Source organism: Microbacterium sp., assembly GCF_036566905.1.
In the GTDB taxonomy this organism is placed as follows: domain Bacteria; phylum Actinomycetota; class Actinomycetes; order Actinomycetales; family Microbacteriaceae; genus Microbacterium.
Map to the genome: position 1 here is coordinate 1 of NZ_DATCVK010000012.1, position 25,336 is coordinate 25,336.

Here is a 25,336-nt window from a genome sequence, read left to right on the forward strand (position 1 = left end):
ACGTCGAGTGGGCCTACGTCGCGCTGGAGCTCGGTCGCGTGCGCGTCGGGGCGGCGTGGCGCCCCTCAGTCGACGCCGCGCCGCGCCGCCCGCCGGTCGGAGTGGAGCTCGTGCTCGAGACGGATGATCTGGATGCCGCCCGCCGGCGGATCGCCGACGAGGGCTGGCCGGTCGACGACGACGTGCAGGCCCAGCCGTGGGGTCTCCGCGACTTCAGGGTGCTCGATCCGAGCGGCTACTACTGGCGCCTGACCGAGCACGCGAACTGACGCGCGCCGGCGACCGGGTGCGGTGCGGATGCACCGCACTACGCTGTGAACCGACCGCGACGGCCCCGAGGACGGGCGGGCCGGCACGGGATCGAGGAGGCATGATGCGTTTCGAGCACCTCGGGGCACAGCCCCGCATCCACCCCGACGCTGTCGTCGCGGCGACCGCGGTGATCAGCGGCGACGTCGAGATCGGCGCCGACTGCCAGATCCTCCACGGCGCGGTGATCACCGCCGAGGGCGGCGCGATCACGCTGGGTGAGAACGTCATCGTGATGGAGAACGCCCTCATCCGGGCGACGGCGACGAACCCGGTGCACATCGCAGACCACGTGCTCGTCGGGCCGATGGCCAGTGTCTCCGGCGCCGTGGTCGAGGAGGAGGTGTTCCTCGCGACCGGCACGCGCGTGTTCAACGGCGCTCGGCTGGGTGCCCGCAGCGAAGTGCGCATCAACGCGGTCGTGCACCTGCGCACGACGCTTCCGCCGGACTCCATGGTTCCGATCGGATGGGTGGCCGTGGGCGACCCGGTGCGGATCCTTCCGCCCGACCGCCACGAAGAGATCTGGGCTGCCCAGCGCGAACTCGATTTCCCCGGCTACGTCTTCGGACTCGATCGCGAGACCCCTGACCTCATGGTGCAGCTCACCGAGCGCTACGGTCGCAGCCTGGCCCGCCACGTCGACGACCGCCGCGTGGACTGACGACCCGCGCATCCGCCGCACACGCTCGCGGGTCGCGAGATCGACGTGGTGCTGGCCTTCCGTCGGCTCAGGCCATAGTGTCGCGACATGGGCCGTCTGGGGACCCGTTCGAGGCTCGATCAGGCCGTGGGGGCCTTCTCGAGCAACTGGCGCAACCCCAATCTGCGGCGCGCGCAGCTGAGCTTCCTCGGGGCATGGACCGCGGAGTGGGCGTTCACGGTGGCGCTCGGCATCGTCGCGTACAACGCCGGCGGCGCGCTCGCCCTGGGCGCAGTGGGCTTGCTGCGCATGCTGCCCTCGGCGCTGCTGGCGCCGATCCTGTCGCCGTTCGCCGACCGCGGGCGACGTGAGCGCGTGCTCGTCGTCGTGTCGGTCGTGCGGGGCGCCGCCACCGCCGTCGCGGCGGTCGTCGTGGCCGTGTCCGGTCCGATCGCCGTCGTCTACGCGCTCGCCGTCGTCTCGACGATCGCGGCGACCATGTTCCGGCCGGCGCACTCCGCCCTCCTGCCCACGCTGTGCCGCACCGGGCACGAACTGGCCAGCGCCAACGTCGTGCGGGGGCTGCTGGACTCCGTCGCGACGCTCGTCGGGCCGCTGGTCGCCGCCATCCTGCTGGCTTTCACCGACGTCTCCGTCGTGTTCGCCGTCGCGGCGCTCGCGTCGTTCTGGGCGGCGCTGCTGCTCTTCCGCGTGCGATACGACGCGCCGCCGAGGCCGGCGGCGCCCCGACGCGACCTGCTGAGGGAGGCGGCGGAAGGACTCGCCGCCGTGTGGCGGAGCCGCGATCTGCAGCTGATCCTCGGCCTGGCCGCCGCCCAATCGCTCACCCGGGGCGCGCTCACCGTCTTCTCGGTCGTGGTCGCCATCGAGCTGCTCGGGATGGGGGAGTCGGGTGCCGGATCGCTCATGGCCTCGGTCGGCGTGGGAGCGGTCCTCGGCTCGCTCGCGGCCTCGCTGCTCGTCGGAACCCGGCGGCTGGGCGCGTGGTTCGCCGTCGGCGTGGCCTTGTGGGGACTGCCCATCGCCCTGGTCGGTGTCTTCCCGGCGCAGGCTGCGGCACTCGTCCTGCTCGCGTTCGTCGGGGTCGGCAACGCGCTGATCGACCTCGCCGGGTTCACGCTGATCGGCAGGCTGACCCCGGACGCCCTGATGGCGCGCGTCTTCGGCGTGCTCGAGAGCCTGGTTGCCGTCTCCATCGGCGTCGGCGCGATCATCGCGTCGGTGATGATCGCGTGGCTCGGCGTCGACGGCGCGCTCATCGCGATCGGCATGCTCTGTCCCGTGCTCGCGCTGGCATCGTGGTGGCGGCTGCGCGGCCTCGACCGATCCGTCGGCGCGCTGGATGCGGAGGTCGGCCTCCTCCAGCGCGTGCCCATGTTCCAGCCCCTCCCGCTGCCCGCCATCGAGCAGCTCGCGCGCGGGCTGGAACCGGTCGAGGTGGCAGCGGGCAGTGCCGTCTTCACTCAGGGGGACCTCGGCGATCACTACTACGTGATCGAGAGTGGCCGAGCCGACGTGCTCGGCGACGGTCGCGTGATCGCGACCCTCGGTGAGGGTGAGGGATTCGGCGAGATCGCGCTGCTGCGTCGCACCTCGCGGACAGCGACCGTGGTCGCGCGCACCCCGCTCGAGCTGAAGGCGCTCACGGCGGACCGGTTCACCGCCGTCGTCCTCGGCTATGCGCCCAGCGCTCAGGCGGCCGCCACGACGGTGGCGGATGAGCTCGAGCGGTATGCGCCGGACGACCCGCGCGACGGGCCGCAGGCATCGTGAGAGCAACTGTGATGAACGACCGACGAAGGGAACCGGGCACATGGGAACAGAGCGAACGTCCCTGCTGATCGCCGATATCGGCGGATACACCGAGTACATGGGCTCGCACCGCATGACACTCGCGCACGCCGAGGTGAACACGGCGCGAATGCTGGAGAGCATCGTCCGTGCCGCGACCGGATTCGAGCTCGTCGAGATCGAGGGCGACGCCGCCTTCCTCTCTCGGCGCGCCGCCGCGCGGGATCCCGACACGGCCCTCACCGACATCCTCCGTCTGGCAGTCGTGATGCACCGCGCCTTCCATCTCGAGCGCGAGTACGTGGTGCAGAACCTCTGCCCGTGCGGGGGATGCCGCCAAGCGCGCAATCTCACTCTGAAATTCGTGGCGCATGTCGGCGATGTCGCAACCCAGCGGGTCGGCGGGCGCTCCAAGCTGGTCGGCATCGACGTGATCCTGGTGCACCGGCTGCTGAAGAACTCCGTCGGCATCCCGGAGTACGTCCTTCTGACCGAGGACCTGTGCCGCACCGACATGGCATCACTTCCCGAGTCCGCAGGCGAGCTTGCGCCGGACCTCGAGGGCATCGGCACCATCCACGCCTACGTCGTCGACGTCGCCGATCTGGACGACCTCCCCCCGGCGCCACCCGTTCCGACACTGCGGTCACGCTTCGGCAGCACCTTCTCGGCGGTGGGTCGAGGGCTGCCCTACATGCTGGGCACGAGGAAGCCTCGTCGCACGCGATAGCGAGGGAGCCGCCCGATGCATGCTCGCCAGGCGTCAGGGGACCTCGCCGCGTCGGCCGATGGCCCGCGGCATCCGTGATCCGCCTTCGTCAGTCCCAGCGCAGGCCGCAGTCGCGGCAGCAGAGCTCGAGACGGTCGACCCAGCCGTCATCGAGCGCGTCTCGACGATCCCACTCGATCCGGAACCACCTCGGCTCGGTCGCCCGCACATCGAGCGACCCGCACTGGGGGCAGACTTCGGCGACGACGATCCGTGCCATGGGCGCTACGGTACGCCGGGCGCTCGGGGATCCCGGGTGCGACGCGCGTGTCGCGGCACTCGCCGCGGGTCAGCCCGTGTTCTGCAGGCCGGCGGCGACGCCCGACACCGACAGCAGCAGCAGCCGCTGCAGCTCGGGGTCGACCGGGGCTCCCTCGGGAGTCTCGCGGAGCGCGCGCAGAGCGCGCAGCTGGAGAAGCGAGAGCGCGTCCACGTACGGGCTCCGCATCTTGACCGCCCGCTGCAGCACCGGCTTGTTGCCGAGCAGCTCCGTGCCGCCCGTGATGCGGACGACCCAGTCCCGCGTCACCCGCATCTCGTCGCGTACGAGCGCGGCCAGATCGTCGCGGTCGCCGAGCTCGAGGTAGTGCAGCGCGATGCGATCGTCGGTCTTCGCGAGGCTCATGGCCACGTTGTCGATGAGCGTGCGGAACAGCGGCCACTCCTGGTACGCCTGCTGCAGCAGCGGCTCGTCGCCGACGGCATCGAGTGCCGTGCCGAGCCCGAACCATCCGGCGAGATTGATGCGCGCCTGCGTCCACGCGAACACCCAGGGGATGGCCCGCAGGTCCTCGAGCGACTCGACCGACAGCCCTCGGCGGGCCGGGCGCGAGCCCAGTGCCAGCAGGCCGATCTCCTCCATCGGTGTGACCCGGGCGAACCACGGCGCGAAGCCGGGCGCCTTCACCAGCGAGAAGAAGCGCTCGCGGGATGCCGAGTCCAGCGTCGCCGCGACGCCCGCGTACTTCTCGGCCGCAGCGCGGTTGCGTTCTTCGTTCGACGGGGACGAGGCGAGCAGGATCGCGGCCGCGACCTGGTCGATGTGCCGCATCGCGATCGCCGGGTCGCCGTAGCGCGCGAAGATCACCTCGCCCTGCTCGGTGAGCTTGAACCGGCCGTCGACCGAGTGCGGCGGCTGCGCCATGATCGCGGAGTTCGCGGGACCGCCGCCGCGGCCGAGTGCGCCGCCGCGACCGTGGAACAGCGTCAGCTCGATCCGGTTCTCGTCCGCCCAGGCGGCGATCTTCGCCTGCGCCTCGTAGAGGGCGAGATTCGCGGCGACGGGTCCGACGTCCTTGGACGAGTCGGAGTAGCCGAGCATGACCTCGAGGCGACGGCCGGTGGCCTCCAGCCGCGCTGCGAACTCCGGGTGCTCGACGATCTCGGCGAGGATGCGGGGCGCGGCCTGCAGGTCGGCGAAGGTCTCGAAGAGCGGGATGACGTCGAGGACAGGGGGCGTGCCGTCGGGGCCGACCGCGTACGCGGCGAGCTTGTGGACGGCGGCGAGGTCCTCGGCCGACTGCGTGAACGACACGATGTAACGGCCGGCTGCGCGCGGGCCGTAGCGCTCCTGCAGGAACCCGACCGTGCGGATGACGTCGAGCACCTCTTCGGCGAGCTCGCTGCGCGGGGCGCCGGACTCGAGCTCGGTGAGCACCTTGGCGTGCACGGCCGAGTGCTGCCGCACCTCGAGCTCGGTGAGGTGGAACCCGTACGTCTCGACCTGCCACAGCAGCTGCTGCAGGTGCCCGTACGCCTGGCGCGGTGCGCCGGCCTGCACGAGGGAGTCCTGCACGACGCGGAGATCGGCCAGCAGGTGCTCGGGATCGGCGTACGCGAGGTCGGCGTTGCGGGCGCGCGTCGCCTCGATCTTGCGGGCGATCAACAGCACGATGCGGCGATGCGGCTCGTCGGGGGACCGCTTGGCGATGTCTTTCGCGGCGTCCTCATCGGCGGCCTTCAGGCGCTGCCAGAGCGCCAGCAGCGCGTCGCTCGGCGGCGTGGTCGTCGCATCGAGCGTCAGCGTCCGGCCGATGCGGCTCGCGGTGCGGGCGAGGCCGAGCAGCACGTGCTCGCTCGCGATCGCGGAGGCCTTCCGGGTGACGGATGCCGTGACGAACGGGTTGCCGTCGCGGTCGCCGCCGACCCACGAGCCGACACGCACGAAGGGGCGGACCACGGGTGCGCGGCCGCCCGCGGCGGGCCCCTGCAGGGCGTCGTCGACGCGACGGTAGACGTGGGGCACGGCCGTGTAGAGGGTGTCGTCGAAGACGGCCATCACCGCGCGCACCTCGTCGGTGGGTGCGGGCTTCTCGGGGCGCAGCGGCGCCGTGCGCCAGAGCGTGTCGATCTCCTCGAGCATGCGCCGCTGCGCCCGTCGCTCGTCGGCGCCGCCGCGCAGCGACGCGTCGTGCTGCTCGAGGAGCGTGGCGAGGCGGCGGATGCTGGTCGACACCGCACGGCGACGCGCCTCGGTGGGGTGCGCGGTGAAGACCGGGTGGAATCGCATGTTCTGCAGACGCCGCAGCGCCGTGTCGTCGCCGACCTCGGCGGCCAGCCGCACGAACGCCGCGGCGACCGAGTCGGTCGCCTGCTCGCGGTCGGGGCGTCCGTCGCGCTCTCGCAGGATGCGCACGCGCTGGTGCTCCTCGGCGAGGTTCACGAGGTGGAAGTAGGCGGTGAACGCCCGGGCCACCTCGTCGGCGCGGGCGATCGTGAACGAGTCCGCGATCGCGGCGGCACGGGCGAAGGCCTCGGGCGTCTCATCGGTGTAGGCCTGGATGGTCGCGGTGCGCAAGCGCTCGACGTCCTCGTACAGTCCCGGCGATCCGCTCTCGCGCAGCACCTGACCGAGAAGGGTGCCCAGCATGCGCACGTCGCTGCGCATCTGCTCGGGGATCGCCTGCTCCGCCTCGTACCGCCCGACGAGGTCGATCGCTTCGGTCTGGGTGAGTTCACGCATCTCTCCAGGCTAACGGCGCGCTGTCGCCCCGCTGTCACGGCCGACGTTGTGTGACGACCGCTGCGCCGCCTTCCGCAGCGGCGCGCCACCCGCTCGCTACACTGGCCCGTGGAGAGCCGGGAAGTCTGGTCGGCGCACCATTGTCGACCCGCGATCCTGTCACGGAGGCCCGATGTCGCTTCTTCGCTCCGCCCGCTTTCCCGCCGTCATCCTGCTCGTCGCAGCCGGTCTCGGTCTCTTCGTCGCCAACTCGGCGCTCTGGCCTGCCGTAGACGCGGCGATGCACGCCAAGCTCGGCATCCCGGGCGTCTTCGAGCTCACGCTGTCACACTGGATCAAGGACGGCCTGCTGGCGATCTTCTTCTTCGTCGTCGCCGTCGAACTGCAGTACGAGCTCACCAGCGGGCAGCTCAACTCCGCCCGCAAGGCGCTGCAGCCCGCGATCGCCGCGGCCGGCGGCGTGATCGTGCCGATCGCGATCTACGCGGCCATGGCGTGGGGCTCGGATGCGACCGCAGGATGGCCGATCCCGACGGCCACCGACATCGCGTTCGCCCTCGGCGTCTTGGCGGTGTTCGGCAGGGGGCTGCCGCCCGCGCTCCGTGTGTTCCTGCTCGCGCTCGCGATCCTCGACGACATCGTCGGCATCATCTTCATCGCGGTGCTCTTCACCGACGGCGTGAACATCGCGGCGCTCGCCGGGGCGGCGGTGACCGTCGTCGCGTTCGGCATACTGAGCAGGCAGCTCGATACCCGAGGCCGCGTGCCGATCGCCGTCCTGCTGGTGGTGCTCGCGATCACGACCTGGGTGCTGGTGTACCTGTCGGGAGTGCACGCCACCATCGCCGGTGTCGTGCTGGGACTCGCGATGGCGCAGCAGCCCGCCCTCCGGGTGCGTCACGCGCTCGAACCGTGGGTGAACGTCGTCGTGCTGCCGGTGTTCGCCTTCTCCGCCGCGCTCGTCGTGATCCCTGCGGTGCCGCTCTCTCAGCTGTCGCCGGCGTTCTGGGGTGTGCTGGTGGCACTGCCGGTCGGCAAGATCGTCGGCATCGCCGCGTTCGGCTGGCTGTCGCTGCGGGTCGCGCACCGGGGAAGCGCGCCGCCGCTCGCGTTCGCCGATCTGGTCGCCGCCGGAGCGCTCGGCGGCATCGGCTTCACGGTGTCGCTGCTCCTGTCGGAGCTCGCCTTCACGGATGCCGCGGCGCTGCGCGATCAGGCGACGCTCGGCGTGCTCGCGGGTTCCGTGATCTCGCTCCTGCTGGCCGCCGGCCTCGTATCGTGGCGGGCATGGCACTATCGGCAGCGGGCGACGACCGCATCCACGACGACGTGACCGACGCGCGGCCGCACGACGCATCGGATCCGCTCCGCGAGGCGGCGGAGGTCATGCGCGCCGTCCGCGACCGCTGCGTATGGACGCAGCAGATCGACCACCGAGCGCTCGTGCCGTATCTCGTGGAGGAGAGTGCCGAGCTCATCGACGCCGTCGAGGAGGGGTCGCGCGACGAGCTGCGCGAGGAGCTCGGCGACCTGCTCTGGCAGGTGCTGTTCCACGCCGAGATCGCGTCCCGCGACGCAGACGCCCCGTTCGACATCGACGACGTCGCCCGCGGGCTGACAGACAAGATGGTGCGCCGGCATCCGCATGTGTTCGGGGACGCGGTGGCGACCACGCCCGAAGAGGTGCTGGTGCACTGGAACGCCGCGAAGGCCGCGGAGAAGAGCGCGCGCACGAGCGTGCTCGACGGCGTCAGTGAGCGGATGCCGAGCCTCGCCCTCGCCCAGAAGCTCCTGGGCAAGGCGGCCCAGGCCGGTGTGAACGCGCCCTCGGCGTCCGCCGCCGCCGGCGTCCCCTCGGCGTCCGCCGCGCCGGTCGTCGCCCCCTCGGCGTCCGCGAGAGTACAGCGGGTGGACGAAGGTGCGGGTCCTTCCCTGCCCCTCGGCGACCAGATGAACTCTCGCCGGCCTGAGAGCGACGCGAGCGCGAGTGCGAGCCCGGCGTCGGAGGAGGAGCTCGGCGACGCACTGCTGGCCCTCGTCACGACGGCGCGCGCGAACGGCTGGGACGCCGAGCGCGCGCTCCGCGAGCGGCTGCGCGGCCTCGAGCGCGACATCCGCGCGGCCGAGGCCGACCCCGCCGACGGGTGAGGACGTCGGGGTGCGGTGGGATCAGCCCCGCGCGGCCATCTGAAAAGATGGCTGCGTGGCATCCGTCAATCCGCCGCGCGGCATGCGCGACTTCCTCCCTGCTGAAAAGGCCCGTCGCGAGCGCGTGCTCGCCGTCATCCGCGAGCGCTACCGCGCGCACGGGTTCGACGAGATCGAGACGCCGGTGGTCGAGGAGTACGCACGGCTGCACGCGGGCATCGGCGGCGACAACGAGAAGCTCGCCTTCAACGTGCTCAAGCGGGGTCTCGACGCCGATGCCATCCGCGCCGCGGCCGACGATCCCGCGAGCCTGACCGATCTCGGCCTGCGCTACGACCTGACAGTGCCGCTCGCCCGGTTCTACGCCACCAACCGCGGCCAGCTGCCGTCGGTGTTCCGCTCGATCCAGATCGCGCCCGTCTGGCGCGCCGAGCGACCGCAGAAGGGCCGCTACCGCCAGTTCGTGCAGTGCGACATCGACATCATCGGAGACGGTTCGGCGCGCGCCGAGGCCGAGCTCGTCGTCGCGACGCTCGACACCCTCGATGCCCTCGGGCTCGAGGGCGGGAGCGTGCGGATCAACGACCGCCGCGTGCTGGAGTGGATGCTCGACAGCTTCGGCTTCGGCGCCGAGGAGCGCCCCGGCGTCCTCATCACGATCGACAAGCTCGACAAGATCGGGCCCGAGGGGATCGTCGCCGAGCTGCGCGAGCGGGCCCTTCGACAGGCTCAGGGGCCGGACTCGGCGGCGATCGACGCGTTCGAGGCGTTCCTCCGGCGCCCGATGACCCTCGAATACCACCCGTACGGCGAGCGCCAGATCCGCAAGGCGCTCCCGGCGGACGCCCCCGACGAGATCGTGGCGCACCTCGTCGGCATCGGCGAGGCGGCGGCCGCGGCGCGGGCCGCCACGGCGGGCGATGAGCTCGCCGGCGACATCCCGCTCGTGTTCGACCCGTTCCTGGTGCGCGGCATGGGGTACTACACCGGCACGATCTTCGAGCTGGCCCACCCCTCGGTCGACTACTCGCTCGGCGGTGGCGGCCGCTACGACGGCATGATCGGCCGGTTCCTCGGTCAGGACGTGCCCGCGGTCGGCTTCTCCATCGGCTTCGAGCGGATCGTCGACCTCGTCGCCGAGCAGACGGGTGCCGCAGCTCCGGCCGTCGTGCTGGTCCACGACCGCGACGTGCCGGAGGCCGGTCTCCTCGCGCTCAAGGCCGGGCTCGTGCGACAGGGCTCGCGTGTGCGCCTGGAGCAGCGGACGAAGAACCTCAAGGCGCTGCTCGAGCGTGCAGCGTCCGACGGATACACGGCGTTCGCGACCGTGACGGCGGGCACGACCGCCGACGACCTCGCGGTCAAGCCGCTCGCCTGAGCCGCGTGGCGCGCGGTCAGTCCTGCCGCGCGATGCGGAGGCGGATCACCCGGTAGAGCACGCCCGCGCCCACCACGATCACGCCCCCCACGACGGACTGCCACGGCAGCGTCGCCGCCAGGACGAGGCATCCGATCGCGCCGACGATCTGCAGAGCCATCGGGTAGCGCCGCGCGTCGGGCGCCTGGCGGAAGGCGGCGACGTTGGCGACGAAGTAGTACAGGAGCACGCCGAACGACGAGAAACCGATCGCCCCTCGCAGGTCGACGAGCGCGACGAGTGCCACCGCCACCGATGCCGCCGCCAGCTCCGCGCGGTGCGGAACACCCCACCGCGGATGCACCCGATCGAGGAGGCGAGGCAGATCGCCCTCGCGCGACATCGCGAACGCCGTGCGACTCACCCCGGCGATCAGCGCGAGCAGCGCACCGAGCGAGGCCGCCGCGGCGCCGACGCGCACGACCACGCCGATCCAGCCCCACCCCGATCGCGCGGCGGCGTCGGCCACCGGCTCCGTCGACGCGGCGACGCCAGTGGGGCCCAGGGCACTCAGCACCGCGACGGCCACGACGGCGTACACCGCGAGTGCGACCAGGAACGCGATCACGATCGCGCGCGGGATCACACGCCGGGGATCGCGCACCTCCTCGCCCATGGTGGCGATGCGCGCGTAGCCGGCGAAGGCGAAGAACAGCAGGCCGGCGGACTGCAGGATGCCGTAGCCGCCGCCCGCCCGGAGCGTCTCGGCAGAGAACCAGCCCGGGACCGCGTCCGTCGAGAAGGCGGCCGTGACGGCCGCGGCCAGCGCACCGAGCGAGACGACGACGATCACGCGGGCGGCGCCCGCCGTGCGGGTCACGCCGAACCAGTTGACCGCGGTCAGGGCGACCACGGCCACGATCGCGACGGGACGCTCCCATCCGGCGGGCGCCGCGTAGGCGGCGAATGTCAGGGCCATGGCCGCGCAGCTGGCGATCTTGCCGACGACGAACCCCCATCCCGCGATGAAGCCCCACCACGGGCCGAGCTCCGCGCGCCCATAGGCGTACGTCCCGCCCGAGGTCGGGTGCGCGGCGGCCAGCTGCGCCGACGAGGTCGCATTGCCGAAGGCCACGATCGCGGCGATCGCCAGACCGATCAGCAGGCCCGTGCCCGCGGCATCCGCCGCCGGTGACCACACGGCGAACACGCCGGCACCGATCATCGAGCCCAGACCGATGAACACGGCGTCGCCGAGGCCGAGCCGGCGCTGCAGGGAGGGGGACGTCACGCGCGAACTTTAGCGCGCTCGCGCGAACGGCGGATCGGGGGTGCACGGGCCGGCTCCGACCGGCCAGGATAAGCCCATGACGCTGCAGATCCACGCCGTACTGGCGCCGATGGGGCCCGCCACCGCGATCGAACTGACCGATGCGCAGGTCGCCGAGCTGGGAGGCGGCAAGCGTGCCGCTGTCGTGGTCGGGATCGGCGAGCGCCGCGCCCGCGTGCGGCTCGGCGTGATGGACGGGCGCAACCTCATCGGCCTGTCGAAGGCGGTGCGCGCCGAGCTCGGCGTCGAGATCGGCGACGAGGTCGACGCGACCGTCGACCTCGACACCGCCGACCGCGAGATCGAGGTCCCCGCCGACCTGGCTCAGGCGCTCGACGCCGAGGGAGCGCGCGCCGCGTTCGACGCGCTGTCGTTCAGCCGCCGCAAGGAGCTCGCGCGCGGCGTGTCGGAGGCCAAGCGCCCCGAGACCCGCGAACGCCGCGTGGCGGCGGTACTGGCAGAAGTCGGCGCGTCCTAGCCCGCGCCCCCGGTGCGTCACCGGGATGACGGCATCCGTTCATCCGGATGCTGTGGCATGACGGCATGCGACGTGCGCGTGAGGTCGGCCCGGGTGCCGTCGCCGCTGCGTTCGCGGGCGCCGCCCTCGGGGCAGGGCTCGTGCTCCTCGGCGGCCGGGCGATGCTGTCACGACAGGCTGTCGTCGCCCGTCGTCGCATCGGCAAGCCGCTGGGGGAGGAGGCGCTCGACGCCGACCGGATCTGGGTGCGGCGCTTCGACGGCGACCCCGTCGACCTCGTCGTGCTCGGCGATTCGATCGCCGCGGGCCTGGGGGCCGAGCGCCGAAAGGACACGCTGGGTGCTCGGCTCGCGAAAGGGCTCGCGCGCAAGCTCGGCCGCCCGGTGCGGCTGCGGACGGCTGCGATCGTCGGGGCGGAGTCGTCGGTGCTCGCCGAGCAGGTCGACGGGCTCCCCGCCGACTACACGCCCGACGCGGCGGTCATCGTCGTCGGCGGCAACGACATCACCCACCGCGTTCCCGTGCCCACTTCGATCGCGCACCTCGAACAGGCGATCCTGCGGCTGCGTGCTCGGGGCGCCGTGGTCGTGGTCGGAACGTGTCCCGACCTGGGCGCGCTGCGACCCGTGCCGCAGCCGCTGCGCGCGCTCGGCTCGCGGCTGTCGCGCCAGCTCGCCCACGCCCAGGCCGAGGCGGCATATCGGTCCGGTGCGCGACCGGTGTCGCTGAGGCGCGCGGTGGGTCCGTTCTTCGTCACCCAGCCCGACGAGATGTTCAGCCTCGACAGGTTCCATCCGAGCGCACTGGGATACCGGCGCACCGCGGAGGCGCTGCTGCCGGCTCTGCTCGCGGAGCTCGAGTCGGTCAGCGCGCGCCAGGACTGACCCGCCGTCCACAGGTCGACCGCGCCTGCGCAGGACGTTTCGCGAGCAGATCTCCTGTGGAAGCCGGGTCGACCTGTCGGGGTCTCGTCGGGGCGGCGGGATCGCGGGCGGATTCGGCGCGGTCTCAGCCGGCGCTGACGGACGCGGCCCATTCGGCGACGCGGGCCGCGCTCTCCTCTTCGGAGAGGTCCTCGACGCGCGTCATGATCGACCAGCGCACGCCGAACGGGTCGCGCACGCTCGCGTAGCGGTCGCCCGACACGAACGTCGAGGGCTCCTCGCGCACCGTCGCGCCGGCGGCCACCGCGCGGGCGGTGACGGCGTCGACATCGGGCACGTAGATGCCGATCGAATAGCAGTCCTCGTCTCCGTCGGGGGGCGCGACCAGCCCGTAGGCGGGGGAGGGCTCGCCCAGCTGCAGGTAGCCGAGCCCGAAGTCCAGCCCGGCGTGCACGACCGCGCCGTCGAACTCGGTGACGTCGGTCACGCGCGCGCCGAAGACGTCGCGATAGAAGTCGAGCGCCTGCTTCGCCCCGCGGATCGCGAGGAAGGGGGTGAGGCTCGTCGCCCCGTGCGGGCGGCCGTCGGTGGTGTGGGCACCGGTCACGCCGGTGGTGTTCTGGGTGGTCATATGCCCATGCTCACGCGGGGCGGATGCCGCAGGCTTGAAGATTCGCGACACCCTCGGCGGGCATGTGTCGGCGCGCCGCACTAGCGTGTGACCCTGTAACGGATCCGACGCGCGGCGTGCTGTACCCCGAGCGCCTGCCGCGCTTCACGCGGCTCGCGCCGCCGACGGCGGCATCCGATCTCGTGGAATGGTTCTGGTTCCCCGAGGGGGACCTGCCCGATGGCGTCGAATCGCGTCAGCCGATCCTCGGCTATCCGGCGGCGAATCTCGCCGTGGAGCCGGGTGGCGTCACCCGGTGGGGCGCCACGACGCGGACGTCGGAGCGCGTGCTGCGGGGGAGCGGCTGGGCCGTGGGCGCCGTGCTGAAACCCGCCGCCTTCGCGCGGCTCCACGGTGCGCCGAGCGAACTCGTCGACGCTCACTCCGCGCTGGACGAGCCGGAGCTGGCGCGCACCGTGTCGGCGGCGATGCCCGATCTCGGGGCCGCCGCCGCGGTCGTCTCGCACTGGCTGGGTGAGCGGGTCGGCGCTCTGACGCCCGAGGCGCGGCTCGCGAACGCGATGGCAGACCTCCTGACGTCGGATGCCGAGGTCCTCCGCGTCGACGACGCCGCCGAGCGTCTCAAGGTCTCGGTGCGCACGCTGCAGCGGCTCGCCCACCGCACGGTCGGCCTGTCGCCGGCCGCGATGATCCGGCGCCGGCGGCTGCAGGAGGCGGCGCAGCGGGTGCGCGACGATCCGGATGCTGCTCTGGCCGACATCTCGGCCGAGCTCGGCTACGCCGACCAGGCGCACCTCGCGAACGACTTCCGCGCGGTGCTGGGGTTCACCGCGTCGGACTACCGCGCTCGCTGAGGCGCGTCCTCGCGCTGCCCGGGGTGCGGCGGGACCTTCGTCGCGGTGACGCGCTTCTTCTCGCGGACGTAGACCTCGCGGCGGACGCGGGCGACGACCTCGCCCGCCGCATCGGTGATGTCGGTCTCGAACCACTCCAGCACCTTGGCGCCGCCGTGGGCGCGCTCACGGAGCTCCTCGGCCTTCTCGCGCGGCACCTCGAAGCGGGCCGTGAGCACGCCGCGGCCAGGCTTCAGGAACTCGATCTCGCCGCGGGTGTCCCAGACGACGTAGTCGCGTCCGAGCTGGTGCATCACGAGCATGAAGTAGTACGGATCGGTCATCGCCGACATCGACCCGCCGAACGCCGTCTTGACGTAGTTGCGGGTGAAGACGTTGACGTGCAGCTCGACGGTGACGCTCGTCCAGTCGTCGGCGAACCTCCGCACGCGGATGCCGCTGAACAGGTTGGGGATCCACAGGCTCATGCCGAGAGCGAGGCGTCGGGGAGTCACGCGCATGTTTTTCAGGATGACCGAGGCGGGTGAGCACGGAGAAGTCGATTGGCGGATCCCCACAAATGGTATCCGGGGTTATTCTAGTGATATTAGAATTAGTGCATGCTCCTCCGCATTGATCCCGAGAGTGACGCCCCACTGTTCGCGCAGATCGCCGCGTCCGTACGGGCGGATGCCGCGGCCGGGCGGGTGCGTCCGGGCGACCGGCTTCCGGCCGCACGCGACATCGCCGCTGCGCTCGGGGTCAACGTGCACACCGTGCTGCACGCCTACCAGGACCTGCGCGACGAAGGCCTCGTCGAACTCCGCCGCGGTCGCGGCGCGGTGGTGACGGCGCAGGCGGGCACGCTCGAGGACCTCCGCCACGACATCCACGACCTCGTCGCGCGGGCGCGCGCGGCGGGACTCTCACCCGACGCCCTCGCCGCCCTCGTGAAGGAGATCGCCCGTGACCGTTGATGGCACAGCCCCGCCCCGCCCCGTCCTGCGGCGATTCATGCTCGTCGCGGTGTGGCTTCCCGTCGCGCTCGTCGCGCTCGCCGTCGCCGTGCAGCTGCTGCTGCTGCCGCAGCTGCCCGCCACGATCGCCGTCCACTGGAACGCCTCGGGCGAGGCGGACCGGTTCGCACCCGCGTGGACGCAGCCGATCGCGACCGTCGCCTTCGGCCTCGGGGTGCCACTGCTGATCGCCCTCACGTCACTCCCCGGTCTCCGCCGGGGCGATCGCGGGGCGACCTACCGCCTGATGGGCGCCACGGCCGCCGGGATGTCGGCACTCGTGACCGTGGCGCTGACGTGGACGCTCGCCATGCAGGCAGGACTCGACAGCTCCGCAGACGCGCCCGCGGTGTGGCCCGCCCTCGTCGCGTCGCTCGTCGCGGCGGCCGTCGTCGGCGTGGCGGCGTGGGTCATCCAGCCTCGTGAGGAGTCGGCGGATGCCGCCACCCCGCCGGCGACCCCGCTCGCCCTGTCGACGCACGAGCAGGCGCTCTGGATGCGGACGACCAGCATCGCCCGGGGCGCCGCGATCGCGATCTTCGCGGGAGTGCTCGTCATCGTCCTGTCGGCCGTGGTGGCGGCGGTGACCGGCGCGGATCCGCTGCTGGTGTGGCTCCTGGTGGGAATCGCGGTGCTGCTCCTGGCGCTCGCGGCCACCACCCTCGCCTTCCACGTCCGCGTCGACGACAGCGGGCTGCACGTCGACTCGGTGCTCGGCATCCCGCGATTCCACGTGCCGCTGGGCGACATCGAATCGGCCGCGGGCGTGGACGTGAACCCGATGGGCGAGTTCGGCGGCTGGGGTCTGCGCCTGTCGACCGGGAGGCGCTTCGGTGTGGTGCTGCGCGCCGGGGAGGCGATCGAAGTGCTCCGCCGCAGCGGCAAGCGGTTCGTGGTCACCGTGGACGACGCGGGGACGGGCGCCGCGCTGCTCGAGGCTCTGGTCACCCGGGCGGCCACGAGGCCTTGACGCCCGGTCCGCGGCCGGATTGGCTGAGGGCATGGCCGAACCCACACCCGACACCTGGCCCACCCCCGAGAAGTGGTCCCGTGTCGACGCGTACCTGACGGAGCTGCTCGTCGGCCACGATCCCGACCTCGAGCGCGCGGTCGCGGATCAGCAGGATGCCGGACTCCCGGCGATCGAGGTCGCACCCGTGAACGGCAAGCTGCTGCACCTCATGGCGCGGATCTCGGGAGCGCGCCGGGTGCTCGAGGTGGGCACGCTCGCCGCGTACTCGACGATCTGGCTGGCACGCGGCATCCCCGGCGACGGACACGTCGTGACGATCGAGGCGGAGCCCCGCAACGCGGAGCTGGCGCGCGCGAACCTCGACCGCGCCGGAGTGGGCGAGAAGGTCGAGATCAGACTCGGCCGCGGCGCCGACGTCCTGCCCACCCTCGAAGGCGACGAGCCGTTCGACCTGGTCTTCATCGACGCTGACAAGGAGTCCAACACGATCTACCTCGACTGGGCGGCGCGACTGGGGCGGCCGGGCACCGTCGTGATGGTCGACAACACCGTGCGCGGCGGCGAGGTCGCCAATCCCGCGACCGAGAATCCGCAGATCATCGGCGTGCAGCGCGGTCTCGAGATGCTCGGCCGCGACCCCCGCTTCGATGCGACGGCCATCCAGACGCTCGACGCGAAGGGTTACGACGGCATCGCGATCGCGCTGGTCGTGTGACCGCCGCCCTGACGGATGCCGTGGCCGGGTGCACCCGGGTGAGCGTGCGCCGGGACCGTCGTCACAACGCGGCGACGGGTCAGTAGGCTGAGGGGCGGACCGACGACGCTCCAGCGAATCACCCTAAGCAAGGAGAACCCCTGTGGCACAGATCGAGGCTGTAGGCGCCCGCGAGATCCTCGACTCGCGTGGAAACCCGACCGTCGAGGTGGAGGTGCTGCTGGACGACGGCATCGTCCAGCGCGCGGCCGTGCCGTCCGGCGCGTCGACCGGAGCCTTCGAGGCGTACGAGCTGCGTGACGGCGACAAGAGCCGATACAGCGGCAAGGGCGTTCTGAAGGCCGTCGCCGCCGTCATCGACGAACTCGGCCCCGCGATCGAAGGCGTCGAGGCGAGCGAGCAGCGCGTCATCGACGAGATCCTCATCGCCACCGACGGCACCGAGAACAAGTCGCGCACCGGCGCCAACGCGATCCTGGGCATCTCGCTCGCGGTCGCCAAGGCCGCAGCCGACTCGGCCGACCTTCCGCTGTTCCGCTACCTGGGCGGACCCAACGCTCACGTCCTGCCCGTTCCGCTGTTCAACGTCATCAACGGCGGCGAGCACGCCGACAACGGCATCGACTTCCAGGAGTTCTTCCTGGCCCCGATCGGCGCCGACACGTACGCCGAGTCGCTCCGCTGGGGCACCGAGGTCTACCACGTCCTCAAGGGCGAGCTGAAGGCCGCGGGCTTCGCGACCGGGCTCGGCGACGAGGGCGGCTTCGCCCCCGACCTGCCCAGCAACCGCGAGGGTCTGGACTTCCTGATCCAGGCGATCGAGAAGGCCGGCTTCACCCCCGGCACCGACATCGCCGTCGGCCTCGACGTCGCTGCGACGGAGTTCTTCAAGGACGGCGTGTACACCGTCGAAGGCCAGCCGTGGTCGGCCGAGAAGCTGACCGACTACTTCGCCGACCTCGTCGAGAACTACCCGATCGTCACGATCGAGGACGCCCTCGCCGAGGACGACTGGGACGCGTGGAAGGCCCTCACCGACAAGATCGGCTCGAAGGTGCAGCTCGTCGGCGACGACCTGTTCGTCACCAACCCGACCCGCCTGCAGAAGGGCATCGACCTCGGCGTCGCCAACGCGCTGCTGGTCAAGGTCAACCAGATCGGCACCCTGTCCGAGACCCTCGACGCCATCGCTCTGGCGACCCAGAACGGCTACCGTTCGATGCTCTCGCACCGCTCGGGCGAGACCGAGGACACCACGATCGCCGACCTCGCGGTCGCCGTCAACGCGGGTCAGATCAAGACCGGCGCGCCCGCCCGCAGCGAGCGCGTCGCGAAATACAATCAGCTTCTGCGCATCGAAGAGGAGCTCGGCGAGGCCGCGGTGTTCGCGGGCCGCGGAGCGTTCCCCCGGTTCAAGGGCTGATGCGCTGACAGCCTGAAGTCGACGTGAGGGGGAGCCGTGGCCAAGACGACGGCTCCCCCTTCTCGTCCCCCGAGTGCGACGGCACCGCGCCGCCGGCCCGTGAGCGCGCGGCGCCCCGTCGACGTGCGGGGCTGGCTCGGCGGCATCCGCCTCTCGGGCTTCATGGTGATCATGATGGGCCTGGTCGTGCTCGCCGCCTTCGTGCTCGTTCCCACCATCGGCACCTACGTCGACCAGCGTCAGCAGGTCGCCGCGCTCGAGGCGGCCGTGCAGCTGAGCCGTGACGAGGTGGCCGACCTCGAGTCCCAGCGCGAGCGCTGGCAGGACCCCGCCTACATCACCACCCAGGCGCGCGAGCGGCTGTACTACGTCAAGCCCGGTGAGGTCGTCTACCTCGTCGACGACGATCTGCCGCCCGAGCTCGCGCCGCAGGAGCAGGAGCCGGTGAGCGACGAGCTCGAGGCCGCCGATGCGGACTGGATGTCGAAACTCGTCCGCTCGGTGACGGCGGCGGGGCTCGCCCAGACCGTAACGCCGGTCACCGTCGGCGTCCCCGACCCCGAACCCTCGTCCACGCCGACGCGCTGACCGCCCCGATCGCGCCGACCGCTCAGCGGTATCGCGGTCCAGCACCGTCCCAGGTGGCGCCGGTACCCTGGGCCCGACCAAGGAGCTGCTCTGTGACGACCCCGCCATACCCCCCTGTCAGCGATGCCGATCTGGCCGTGCTTCGCGAACAGCTCGGTCGCCCGGCCCGCGGAGTCGTGGGGATCGCGGCGCGCTGCGTGTGCGGCAACCCCACCGTGGTGGCCACGTCGCCGCGGCTCCCCGACGGCTCGCCGTTCCCCACGTTCTACTACCTGACGCACCCGGCTGCGACCGCCGCGATGTCGGTCCTCGAGGCCGACCACGTCATGCGGGAGCTCTCCGACGTGCTGGCCGACGACGAGGAGGTCGCCACGGCGTACCGGCTCGCGCACGAGGCGTACCTGCGCGACCGCTCCGCGTTCGGCGAGGTGGACGAGATCGCCGGCATCTCGGCCGGGGGCATGCCGACGCGCGTCAAGTGCCTCCACGCGCTCGCCGGACACGCCCTCGCCGCCGGTCCCGGGGTCAATCCGATCGGCGACCGCGCGCTCGCGCTCTCGTCGTGGTCGCCCGAGCGCTGCGTGTGCGCGCAGCCGGGATCGGGCGGATGATCCGCCGCGCCCTCGCCGCCTTCGCGTCGGCTGCTGTCGCCGCGACGCTGATCGTGGCGGGTCCCGTGGCGGCCCAGGCGGCGCCCACCGAGGAAGATCCGGTCCGCGCCGCGGAGTACTGGCTGGACGACTACGGCGTCGAGAAGGCATGGGAGACGACGCGCGGCGCCGGCGTGAAGATCGCCGTCATCGACACCGGGATCAGCCGCGGACCGGTCGAGTTCGACGGCGCCGTCGCCGGCGGCACGGATGTCTCCGGCGTCGGCTCGTCCGACGGGCGCACGCCCGTGGGTGCGGTCGACGCCGATCACGGCAGCTGGGTCGCGTCGCTCGCGGCCGCCCGGGGCACCGGCCCCGCCACCGGCATGATCGGCGTCGCGCCCGAAGCGCAGCTGCTGTCGGTGTCGGTCGCCTTCGGCTCATCCGCGCAGCGACCCTTCGCCGACCAGATCGCCGACGCGATCCGCTGGTCGGTCGACAACGGCGCCGACGTCATCAACATGTCGCTCACCACGAATGTGCCGGACTGGCCCGAGAGCTGGGACGACGCGTTCCTGTACGCGTTCGACCACGACGTGGTCATCGTGGTCGCCGCCGGCAACCGGGGGAGCGGCACGACCCGCGTCGGCGCGCCGGCCACCATCCCCGGCGTGCTGACCGTGGGAGGTGTGGACCGCTCCGGCAAGGCGAGCGTGGACGCGTCCACGCAGGGCATCACCATCGGCGTCTCGGCGCCCAGTGAGGAGCTCGTCGGAGTGTCGGCCGACTCGACGCTGGTCTCGTGGGACGGCACGAGCGGCGCCGCCCCGATCGTCGCCGGCATCGCGGCACTGGTGAGGGCTGCGCACCCCGACCTCGACGCCGCGAACGTCATCAACCGGATCGTCAAGACCGCGCGTCCCGCGGCCGGCGTCACCGCAGTGCCCGACGTGCTGTACGGCTATGGACTCGTGGATGCCGCGGCGGCCGTGACGGCGAGCCTCCCGACGGTGACCGCCAACCCGATGGGCAGCCTCGAGGACTGGGTGCGGCTGTATCGCCGGGCGCCCGTGGCGCCGATGCCGGAGGAGCCGGCGCCGAGCGTCGAGGTTCCGGCTCTCCCCGACGCCGACGCCGCGACGCGGGTCTCCTCGCCGCTGCTCCCGGACCGGGAGACCGTCGTCTACGGCACCCTGCCGCTCCTGTTGGTCACAGCGACGGCTATACTGGTGGCGCTCGGCGTCACCGCTGCTGTCCGACGCATCCGATTGGCGTCCCGCGCGCCGAGCCGCTGACACAGGAGGAGTACTCCAAACCGTGACCAACACCGTGCCCAAGATCCTCATCGTCGGTGGCGGATACGCAGGCTTCTACACGGCCTGGAAGCTCGAGAAGCATCTGCGCAAGGGCGAGGCGGAAGTGACGATCGTCGATCCGCTGCCTTACATGACCTACCAGCCGTTCCTCCCCGAGGTCGCGGCCGGCTCGATCGAGGCGCGCCACTCCGTCGTGGCCCTGCGCCGCCACCTCAAGCGCACGAACGTCGTCGCTGCCAAGGTGACCGGCATCAACCACGCCGGCAAGGTCGCCACGATCACCCCGATCGCGGGCGAGCCGTACGAGTTCGCCTACGACCAGATCGTCGTGACCGCCGGCGCCGTCTCGCGCACCTTCCCGATCCCCGGGATCGCCGACAACGCGATCGGCCTGAAGACGATCGAAGAGGCCGTCGCGATCCGCGACCGGCTGATGTCGAACTTCGACAAGGCGTCGACGCTTCCCCCGGGTCCCGACCGCGACCGCCTGCTGACCGTCGTGGTGGTCGGCGGCGGGTTCGCCGGCATCGAGGTGTTCGCCGAGCTGCGCTCGCTCGCCTCGTCGCTGGTCAAGAGCTACCCGCAGATCACGTTCGACGACACGCACTTCCACCTCATCGAGGCCATGAGCCGCATCATGCCCGAGGTGTCGCTGAAGACGAGCGAGTGGGTGCTCAAGAACCTCGCCCAGCGCGGCGCATCGGTCCACCTCGACACGCAGGTCACCGGAGCCGTGGGCGGCAACATCGAGCTCTCCACGGGCGAGACCATCCCCAGCGACCTCATCATCTGGACCGCCGGCGTCATGGCGAACCCCACGGTGGTGCGCGGCGGCGACCTCCCCGTCGAGGAGCGCGGTCGCATCCGCACCCGCGCCGACCTGCGGGTGGGCAGCGAGGACGAGATCGTCGAGGGCGCCTGGGCGGCCGGAGACGTGTCGGCCGTGCCCGACCTCACCGGCGGTGGCGTGGGCGGCTACTGCGTCCCGAACGCCCAGCACGCGGTGCGCCAGGCGAAGCTCCTCGCGAAGAACCTCGTCGGCGTCCTGCGGGGCGAGCTGCCGCGCGAGTACTACCACAAGAACCTCGGCGCCGTCGCGGGCCTCGGCCTCTGGGTCGGCGTGTTCCAGTCCGGCAAGCTCGCGCTCAAGGGACCCATCGCGTGGATCGCGCACCGCGGCTATCACGGCCTGGCGATGCCGTCGTGGGAGCGCAAGTGGCGCGTGCTGTGGGGCTGGTGGAACAACTTCTGGCTCGGCCGCGACATGGTGAACCTGTCTACGGTGCAGAACCCGCGGTACGTCTTCGAAGAGTTCGCAGCGCGTCCGCGTCCGCCGCAGCCCGTCGAGGCGCCGGTCGAGCCCGCCGCTGCGGTCGCGCCGGCCAAGAAGGCCCCTGCGCGCAAGCCCGCCGCGAAGGCCGCCGACGCCGAGAAGGTCGCAGCGAAGTAGGCCCGCGGAATGCCGCAGGCTCGTCTGACAAGATGAGCCTGCGGCATTCGCGTTCCCGGCGGAACGCGGTCGGCCCCCGTAGCCCAACGGCAGAGGCAGGCGACTTAAAATCGCTCGAGTGTGGGTTCGAATCCCACCGGGGGCACCGGCTGCACACCCTCGCGGTGCCTGAGAAGACGCGTTAGCCTGGGCAAAAGCGGCGAAGGGGCCTCGGCATGAGCGAGAACGGCACGGACCGTCGGAGCGCGGACGGTCGGAGCGCGCGCGAGCAGAAGGCGCCGAAGAGCGGCTGGTGGTGGAAGCTCACCGCGCTGCTGCTCGGTGCCCCGCCGATCGCGGTCTATGGTGCCGAGGACGAGGTCGAACAGGAGCGCGCCGCGAGGGCGAAGGACTGACGCCGTTGGTCGGCTGTCGCACGCCTGCGAACGCTCTCATGATCCTGTCATCGCAGGCGTCCGCGGCACCTTAGGCTGGTGCGATGCGCACGCACCCGAAGCGAGCCGTATGAGTCTCGATCTGCTGTCCTCACCCACCGCGACGAAGCCATGGGCCCACCCCGCGTTCTACTGGGGCGCCATGACCCACGCCCTCGCCGAGATCAGCGGCCCCGTCGCCGCCATCAACGCCGGGGCCCTGCGCTACAACGCCCTCGACCTGGTCGTGCGAGCCGGAGGCGTCCCCATCCGCGTGGCGAGCAAGTCGGTGCGGGTGCGCGAGGTTCTCGACGCGGTGCTCGCTCTGCCGGGCTACGCGGGCGTCCTCGCCTTCACGCTCCCCGAGGCGCTGTGGCTCGCGGAGACCATGGATGACATCGTCCTCGGCTACCCGACGGTCGACCGCGCGGCGATCGCGGCCCTCGCGGCGGACGAGGCCGCCGCCGCACGCGTCACCCTGATGGTCGACGACCTCGCCCAGCTCGACCTGGTCGACGCCATCGCCGCGCCGAGCACGCGGCCTGAGATCCGCGTCGCCATCGACGCGGACGCGTCGTGGCGTGCGCCCGCCCTCGGTCACATCGGCGTGCTGCGCTCGCCCGTGCACGAGGCGGCGGAGGTGGCTGCGCTGGCGCGTTCGATCGCCGCGCGCCCCGGCTTCCGGCTCGTCGGCCTGATGATGTACGAGGCCCAGATCGCCGGTCAGGGCGACGCGACGGGGTCGGGGGATGCCGTCATCCGTTGGATGCAGCGCCGCTCGGCCGCTGAGCTGCTCGACCGCCGCGCGGCCATCGTCGCCGCCCTGCGCGACATCGCGCCCCTCGAGTTCGTCAACGGCGGAGGGACGGGGTCGCTCGAGCTGACGGCATCCGATCAGTCCGTGACCGAGGTGACCGCCGGGAGCGGACTGCTCGCCGGTCACCTGTTCGACGGCTACCGCGCCTTCGACCCGGCGCCGGCGGCGGCCTTCGGGCTGGAGGTCGTACGCAAGCCCGCCCCCGACGTGGCCACGGTGCTCGGCGGCGGATGGATCGCGTCCGGGCCTGCTCTCGAGTCGCGCCAGCCGCGTGCCGTGTGGCCGGCTGACCTGCGCATGGCGCCGCGCGAGGGAGCCGGCGAGGTGCAGACGCCGTTGCGCGGGGACGCGGCACGCGACCTGCGGATCGGCGACCGCGTCTGGTTCCGCCACTCGAAGAGCGGAGAGCTCGCCGAACGCGTCGCCGCATACCATCTGGTCGACGGCGACGAACGCGTCGGAGTGCTGCCGACGTACCGCGGCGAGGGGAAGGCGTTCCTGTGACCCGCCCCGGCGGCGTCTGGCGCAACTGGGCGCGGACGGAGTCGGTGCGACCGCAGCGCGTGGAGTTCCCGCCGACGGTGGCGGCCGTGCAGCGAGCGGTGGTCGCGGCGGCAGCTCAGCACATCCCCGTCAAGGCGGTGGGGGCGGGCCACAGCTTCACCGGCATCGCCGTGGCACCGGGGGCGCTGCTCGAGCTCCGCGATCTCAGCGGCCTCGTGTCCGTCGATGTGGATCGCGGCCGGGTGACCCTGCTCGCCGGCACGCGTCTGCACCGGATCCCGGCGCTCCTGGCACCCTTCGGCCTCGCGATGGAGAACCTCGGCGACATCGACCGGCAGTCGCTCGCCGGAGCGATCTCCACCGGCACGCACGGCACCGGCGCCCGCTTCGGCGGCATCGCGGCGCAGGTGGTGGGCGCGACGCTGGTCACGGCCTCCGGCGACCTGCTCACCGTGAACGAGGACGAGAACCCTGAGCTGATTCCGGCTGTCGCTCTCGGGCTCGGCGCGCTCGGCATCCTCGTCGATGTCACGCTGCAGTGCGTTCCCGCCTACGTGCTGCATGCGGTGGAGCAGCCGGAGCTGCTCGACGCCGTGCTGGCGGCGCTCGATGACCGCGTGGCGGCGGCCGACCACTTCGAGTTCTACTGGTTCCCGCACACCGACCGCGCGATGACGAAGACCAACACGCGCCTGCCTGACGGCGCGCCGCGGCATCCGCTCTCGCCGGTGGGCAAGTGGGTCGACGACACGCTCGTCGGGAGCGGCCTGCACCAGGTGGCGTGCTCGACGGGCCGGGCGATCCCCGCACTCGTCCCGACCATCAACCGCGTGTCGGCGAAGGTGTGGGGCGACCGGGAGTTCACGGATGCCTCGGCCCGCGTGTTCGCGACCAGCAGGTCGGTGCGGTTCCGCGAGATGGAATACGCGCTGCCGGCGGCGAACGTGCGGCGGGCGTTCGAGGCGCTCCGCGCGCTCGTCGACGAGCGGGGATGGCGTATCGGCTTCCCCGTCGAGGTGCGCTTCGCCGCGGCCGACGACCGCTGGATGTCGACCGCCTACGGCCGCGCCTCGGGGTACATCGCGGTGCACAGGTACTGGCGCGAGGACCCGACGGAGTACTTCGAGGCGGTCGAGGAGATCATGCTCGGCTTCGACGGGCGACCGCACTGGGGCAAGATGCACACCCTCGGCGCGCAGACATTCCGCGAGCGGTATCCGCGCTTCGACGACTTCGTCGCCCTCCGTGATCGCCTCGACCCCGAGCGGCTGTTCCGCAACCCGTATCTGGATCGCGTCCTCGGTGGGTAACGGCTGAGAGTACCGGGATCGGCCTCATGCCGCGAGGGCCCGCGTCGGTAGGATGAGGTCACTAC

Annotated in this window: 26 protein-coding genes and 1 tRNA gene; 22 read left to right on the forward strand and 5 right to left on the reverse strand. The window is 71.9% G+C overall.

The annotated features are described in order from the left end of the window. From VIP82_RS01465 to VIP82_RS01480, 4 genes are all read left to right on the forward strand, one after another. Positions 1 to 269: VOC family protein (locus tag VIP82_RS01465; protein ID WP_331905528.1), on the forward strand; the 269-nt coding region annotated here is incomplete at its 5' end. Between the two features lie 104 nt (positions 270 to 373). Beyond that, the gene (locus VIP82_RS01470; protein WP_331905529.1) at positions 374 to 973 is read left to right on the forward strand and encodes a gamma carbonic anhydrase family protein; all 600 of its coding nucleotides are present in this window, start codon (positions 374 to 376) and stop codon (positions 971 to 973) included. A gap of 87 nt (positions 974 to 1,060) precedes the next feature. After that, the gene (locus tag VIP82_RS01475; RefSeq protein ID WP_331905530.1) at positions 1,061 to 2,746 is read left to right on the forward strand and encodes an MFS transporter; all 1,686 of its coding nucleotides are present in this window, start codon (positions 1,061 to 1,063) and stop codon (positions 2,744 to 2,746) included. Between the two features lie 40 nt (positions 2,747 to 2,786). Next, positions 2,787 to 3,494 carry a DUF2652 domain-containing protein gene (locus tag VIP82_RS01480; protein ID WP_331905531.1) on the forward strand — a complete coding sequence of 236 codons (708 nt, stop codon included), beginning with the start codon at positions 2,787 to 2,789 and terminating at the stop codon, positions 3,492 to 3,494. An 88-nt stretch (positions 3,495 to 3,582) separates the two neighbouring features. Here VIP82_RS01480 and VIP82_RS01485 read toward each other — a convergent pair whose 3' ends face one another. Next, positions 3,583 to 3,753 (reverse strand): hypothetical protein, encoded by a 171-nt coding sequence (locus tag VIP82_RS01485; protein ID WP_331905532.1) that lies wholly within the window; start codon positions 3,751 to 3,753, stop codon positions 3,583 to 3,585. 69 nt (positions 3,754 to 3,822) lie between these two features. Continuing rightward, positions 3,823 to 6,495, reverse strand: a complete 2,673-nt coding sequence (locus VIP82_RS01490; RefSeq protein ID WP_331905533.1) for a phosphoenolpyruvate carboxylase — start codon at positions 6,493 to 6,495, stop codon at positions 3,823 to 3,825. A gap of 172 nt (positions 6,496 to 6,667) precedes the next feature. Here VIP82_RS01490 and VIP82_RS01495 point away from each other — a divergent pair, with 172 nt between their 5' ends. The 3 genes from VIP82_RS01495 (at position 6,668) to hisS (ending at position 10,021) form a co-directional block, all read left to right on the forward strand. Next, a complete protein-coding gene (locus VIP82_RS01495) occupies positions 6,668 to 7,828 on the forward strand; it encodes a Na+/H+ antiporter NhaA (RefSeq protein WP_331905534.1) in 1,161 nt (386 codons plus the stop codon). 53 nt (positions 7,829 to 7,881) lie between these two features. Continuing rightward, positions 7,882 to 8,643 carry a nucleoside triphosphate pyrophosphohydrolase gene (locus VIP82_RS01500; protein ID WP_414684603.1) on the forward strand — a complete coding sequence of 254 codons (762 nt, stop codon included), beginning with the start codon at positions 7,882 to 7,884 and terminating at the stop codon, positions 8,641 to 8,643. An 82-nt stretch (positions 8,644 to 8,725) separates the two neighbouring features. Then, positions 8,726 to 10,021, forward strand: a complete 1,296-nt coding sequence (hisS, locus tag VIP82_RS01505) for a histidine--tRNA ligase (RefSeq protein WP_331905560.1) — start codon at positions 8,726 to 8,728, stop codon at positions 10,019 to 10,021. 16 nt (positions 10,022 to 10,037) lie between these two features. On the opposite strand, the gene VIP82_RS01510 is transcribed toward hisS, so the two are convergent. After that, a complete protein-coding gene (locus VIP82_RS01510; protein ID WP_331905536.1) occupies positions 10,038 to 11,291 on the reverse strand; it encodes an APC family permease in 1,254 nt (417 codons plus the stop codon). A gap of 76 nt (positions 11,292 to 11,367) precedes the next feature. On the opposite strand from VIP82_RS01510, the gene VIP82_RS01515 reads away from it, so the two are divergent. Both VIP82_RS01515 and VIP82_RS01520 read left to right on the forward strand, forming a co-directional pair. Continuing rightward, a complete protein-coding gene (locus VIP82_RS01515) occupies positions 11,368 to 11,808 on the forward strand; it encodes a YdeI/OmpD-associated family protein (protein WP_331905537.1) in 441 nt (146 codons plus the stop codon). 65 nt (positions 11,809 to 11,873) lie between these two features. After that, positions 11,874 to 12,692 carry an SGNH/GDSL hydrolase family protein gene (locus VIP82_RS01520; protein WP_331905538.1) on the forward strand — a complete coding sequence of 273 codons (819 nt, stop codon included), beginning with the start codon at positions 11,874 to 11,876 and terminating at the stop codon, positions 12,690 to 12,692. A gap of 124 nt (positions 12,693 to 12,816) precedes the next feature. On the opposite strand, the gene VIP82_RS01525 is transcribed toward VIP82_RS01520, so the two are convergent. Further along, complete coding sequence (locus VIP82_RS01525) at positions 12,817 to 13,323, reverse strand: VOC family protein (RefSeq protein WP_331905539.1); 507 nt, start codon at positions 13,321 to 13,323, stop codon at positions 12,817 to 12,819. Between the two features lie 116 nt (positions 13,324 to 13,439). Between VIP82_RS01525 and VIP82_RS01530 the strand changes: the two genes are divergently transcribed. Further along, positions 13,440 to 14,177 (forward strand): helix-turn-helix domain-containing protein, encoded by a 738-nt coding sequence (locus VIP82_RS01530; protein ID WP_331905540.1) that lies wholly within the window; start codon positions 13,440 to 13,442, stop codon positions 14,175 to 14,177. Here the strand turns inward: VIP82_RS01530 and VIP82_RS01535 are convergent. After that, a complete protein-coding gene (locus VIP82_RS01535) occupies positions 14,162 to 14,677 on the reverse strand; it encodes a PaaI family thioesterase (RefSeq protein WP_331905541.1) in 516 nt (171 codons plus the stop codon). The genes VIP82_RS01530 and VIP82_RS01535 overlap by 16 nt on opposite strands. A gap of 99 nt (positions 14,678 to 14,776) precedes the next feature. On the opposite strand from VIP82_RS01535, the gene VIP82_RS01540 reads away from it, so the two are divergent. From VIP82_RS01540 to VIP82_RS01595, 12 genes are all read left to right on the forward strand, one after another. Continuing rightward, complete coding sequence (locus VIP82_RS01540) at positions 14,777 to 15,133, forward strand: GntR family transcriptional regulator (RefSeq protein ID WP_331905542.1); 357 nt, start codon at positions 14,777 to 14,779, stop codon at positions 15,131 to 15,133. Continuing rightward, positions 15,123 to 16,142 carry a DUF1648 domain-containing protein gene (locus VIP82_RS01545; RefSeq protein WP_331905543.1) on the forward strand — a complete coding sequence of 340 codons (1,020 nt, stop codon included), beginning with the start codon at positions 15,123 to 15,125 and terminating at the stop codon, positions 16,140 to 16,142. Before VIP82_RS01540 ends, VIP82_RS01545 begins: the two co-directional genes overlap by 11 nt. 31 nt (positions 16,143 to 16,173) lie before the next feature. Continuing rightward, a complete protein-coding gene (locus VIP82_RS01550) occupies positions 16,174 to 16,860 on the forward strand; it encodes an O-methyltransferase (RefSeq protein WP_331905544.1) in 687 nt (228 codons plus the stop codon). Positions 16,861 to 17,002: 142 nt separating this feature from the next. Beyond that, the gene (gene eno, locus VIP82_RS01555; protein ID WP_331905545.1) at positions 17,003 to 18,283 is read left to right on the forward strand and encodes a phosphopyruvate hydratase; all 1,281 of its coding nucleotides are present in this window, start codon (positions 17,003 to 17,005) and stop codon (positions 18,281 to 18,283) included. Between the two features lie 36 nt (positions 18,284 to 18,319). Next, complete coding sequence (locus VIP82_RS01560; protein ID WP_331905546.1) at positions 18,320 to 18,871, forward strand: FtsB family cell division protein; 552 nt, start codon at positions 18,320 to 18,322, stop codon at positions 18,869 to 18,871. Positions 18,872 to 18,963: 92 nt separating this feature from the next. Then, a complete protein-coding gene (locus tag VIP82_RS01565) occupies positions 18,964 to 19,482 on the forward strand; it encodes a DUF501 domain-containing protein (RefSeq protein ID WP_331905547.1) in 519 nt (172 codons plus the stop codon). Then, on the forward strand, positions 19,479 to 20,756 hold the full coding sequence (locus VIP82_RS01570) for a S8 family serine peptidase (protein WP_331905548.1): 1,278 nt from the start codon (positions 19,479 to 19,481) through the stop codon (positions 20,754 to 20,756). Before VIP82_RS01565 ends, VIP82_RS01570 begins: the two co-directional genes overlap by 4 nt. A 34-nt stretch (positions 20,757 to 20,790) precedes the next feature. Continuing rightward, a complete protein-coding gene (locus tag VIP82_RS01575) occupies positions 20,791 to 22,227 on the forward strand; it encodes an NAD(P)/FAD-dependent oxidoreductase (RefSeq protein WP_331905561.1) in 1,437 nt (478 codons plus the stop codon). A gap of 72 nt (positions 22,228 to 22,299) precedes the next feature. Continuing rightward, positions 22,300 to 22,372: transfer RNA gene (locus VIP82_RS01580), tRNA-Leu, on the forward strand. A gap of 70 nt (positions 22,373 to 22,442) precedes the next feature. Beyond that, complete coding sequence (locus tag VIP82_RS01585) at positions 22,443 to 22,622, forward strand: hypothetical protein (protein ID WP_331905549.1); 180 nt, start codon at positions 22,443 to 22,445, stop codon at positions 22,620 to 22,622. A 109-nt stretch (positions 22,623 to 22,731) separates the two neighbouring features. Then, positions 22,732 to 23,961: an alanine racemase gene (locus VIP82_RS01590; protein WP_331905550.1), complete on the forward strand. Its 1,230-nt coding sequence runs from the start codon at positions 22,732 to 22,734 to the stop codon at positions 23,959 to 23,961. Further along, complete coding sequence (locus VIP82_RS01595; RefSeq protein ID WP_331905551.1) at positions 23,958 to 25,271, forward strand: FAD-linked oxidoreductase, L-gulonolactone oxidase family; 1,314 nt, start codon at positions 23,958 to 23,960, stop codon at positions 25,269 to 25,271. Before VIP82_RS01590 ends, VIP82_RS01595 begins: the two co-directional genes overlap by 4 nt. Positions 25,272 to 25,336 lie beyond the last annotated feature (65 nt).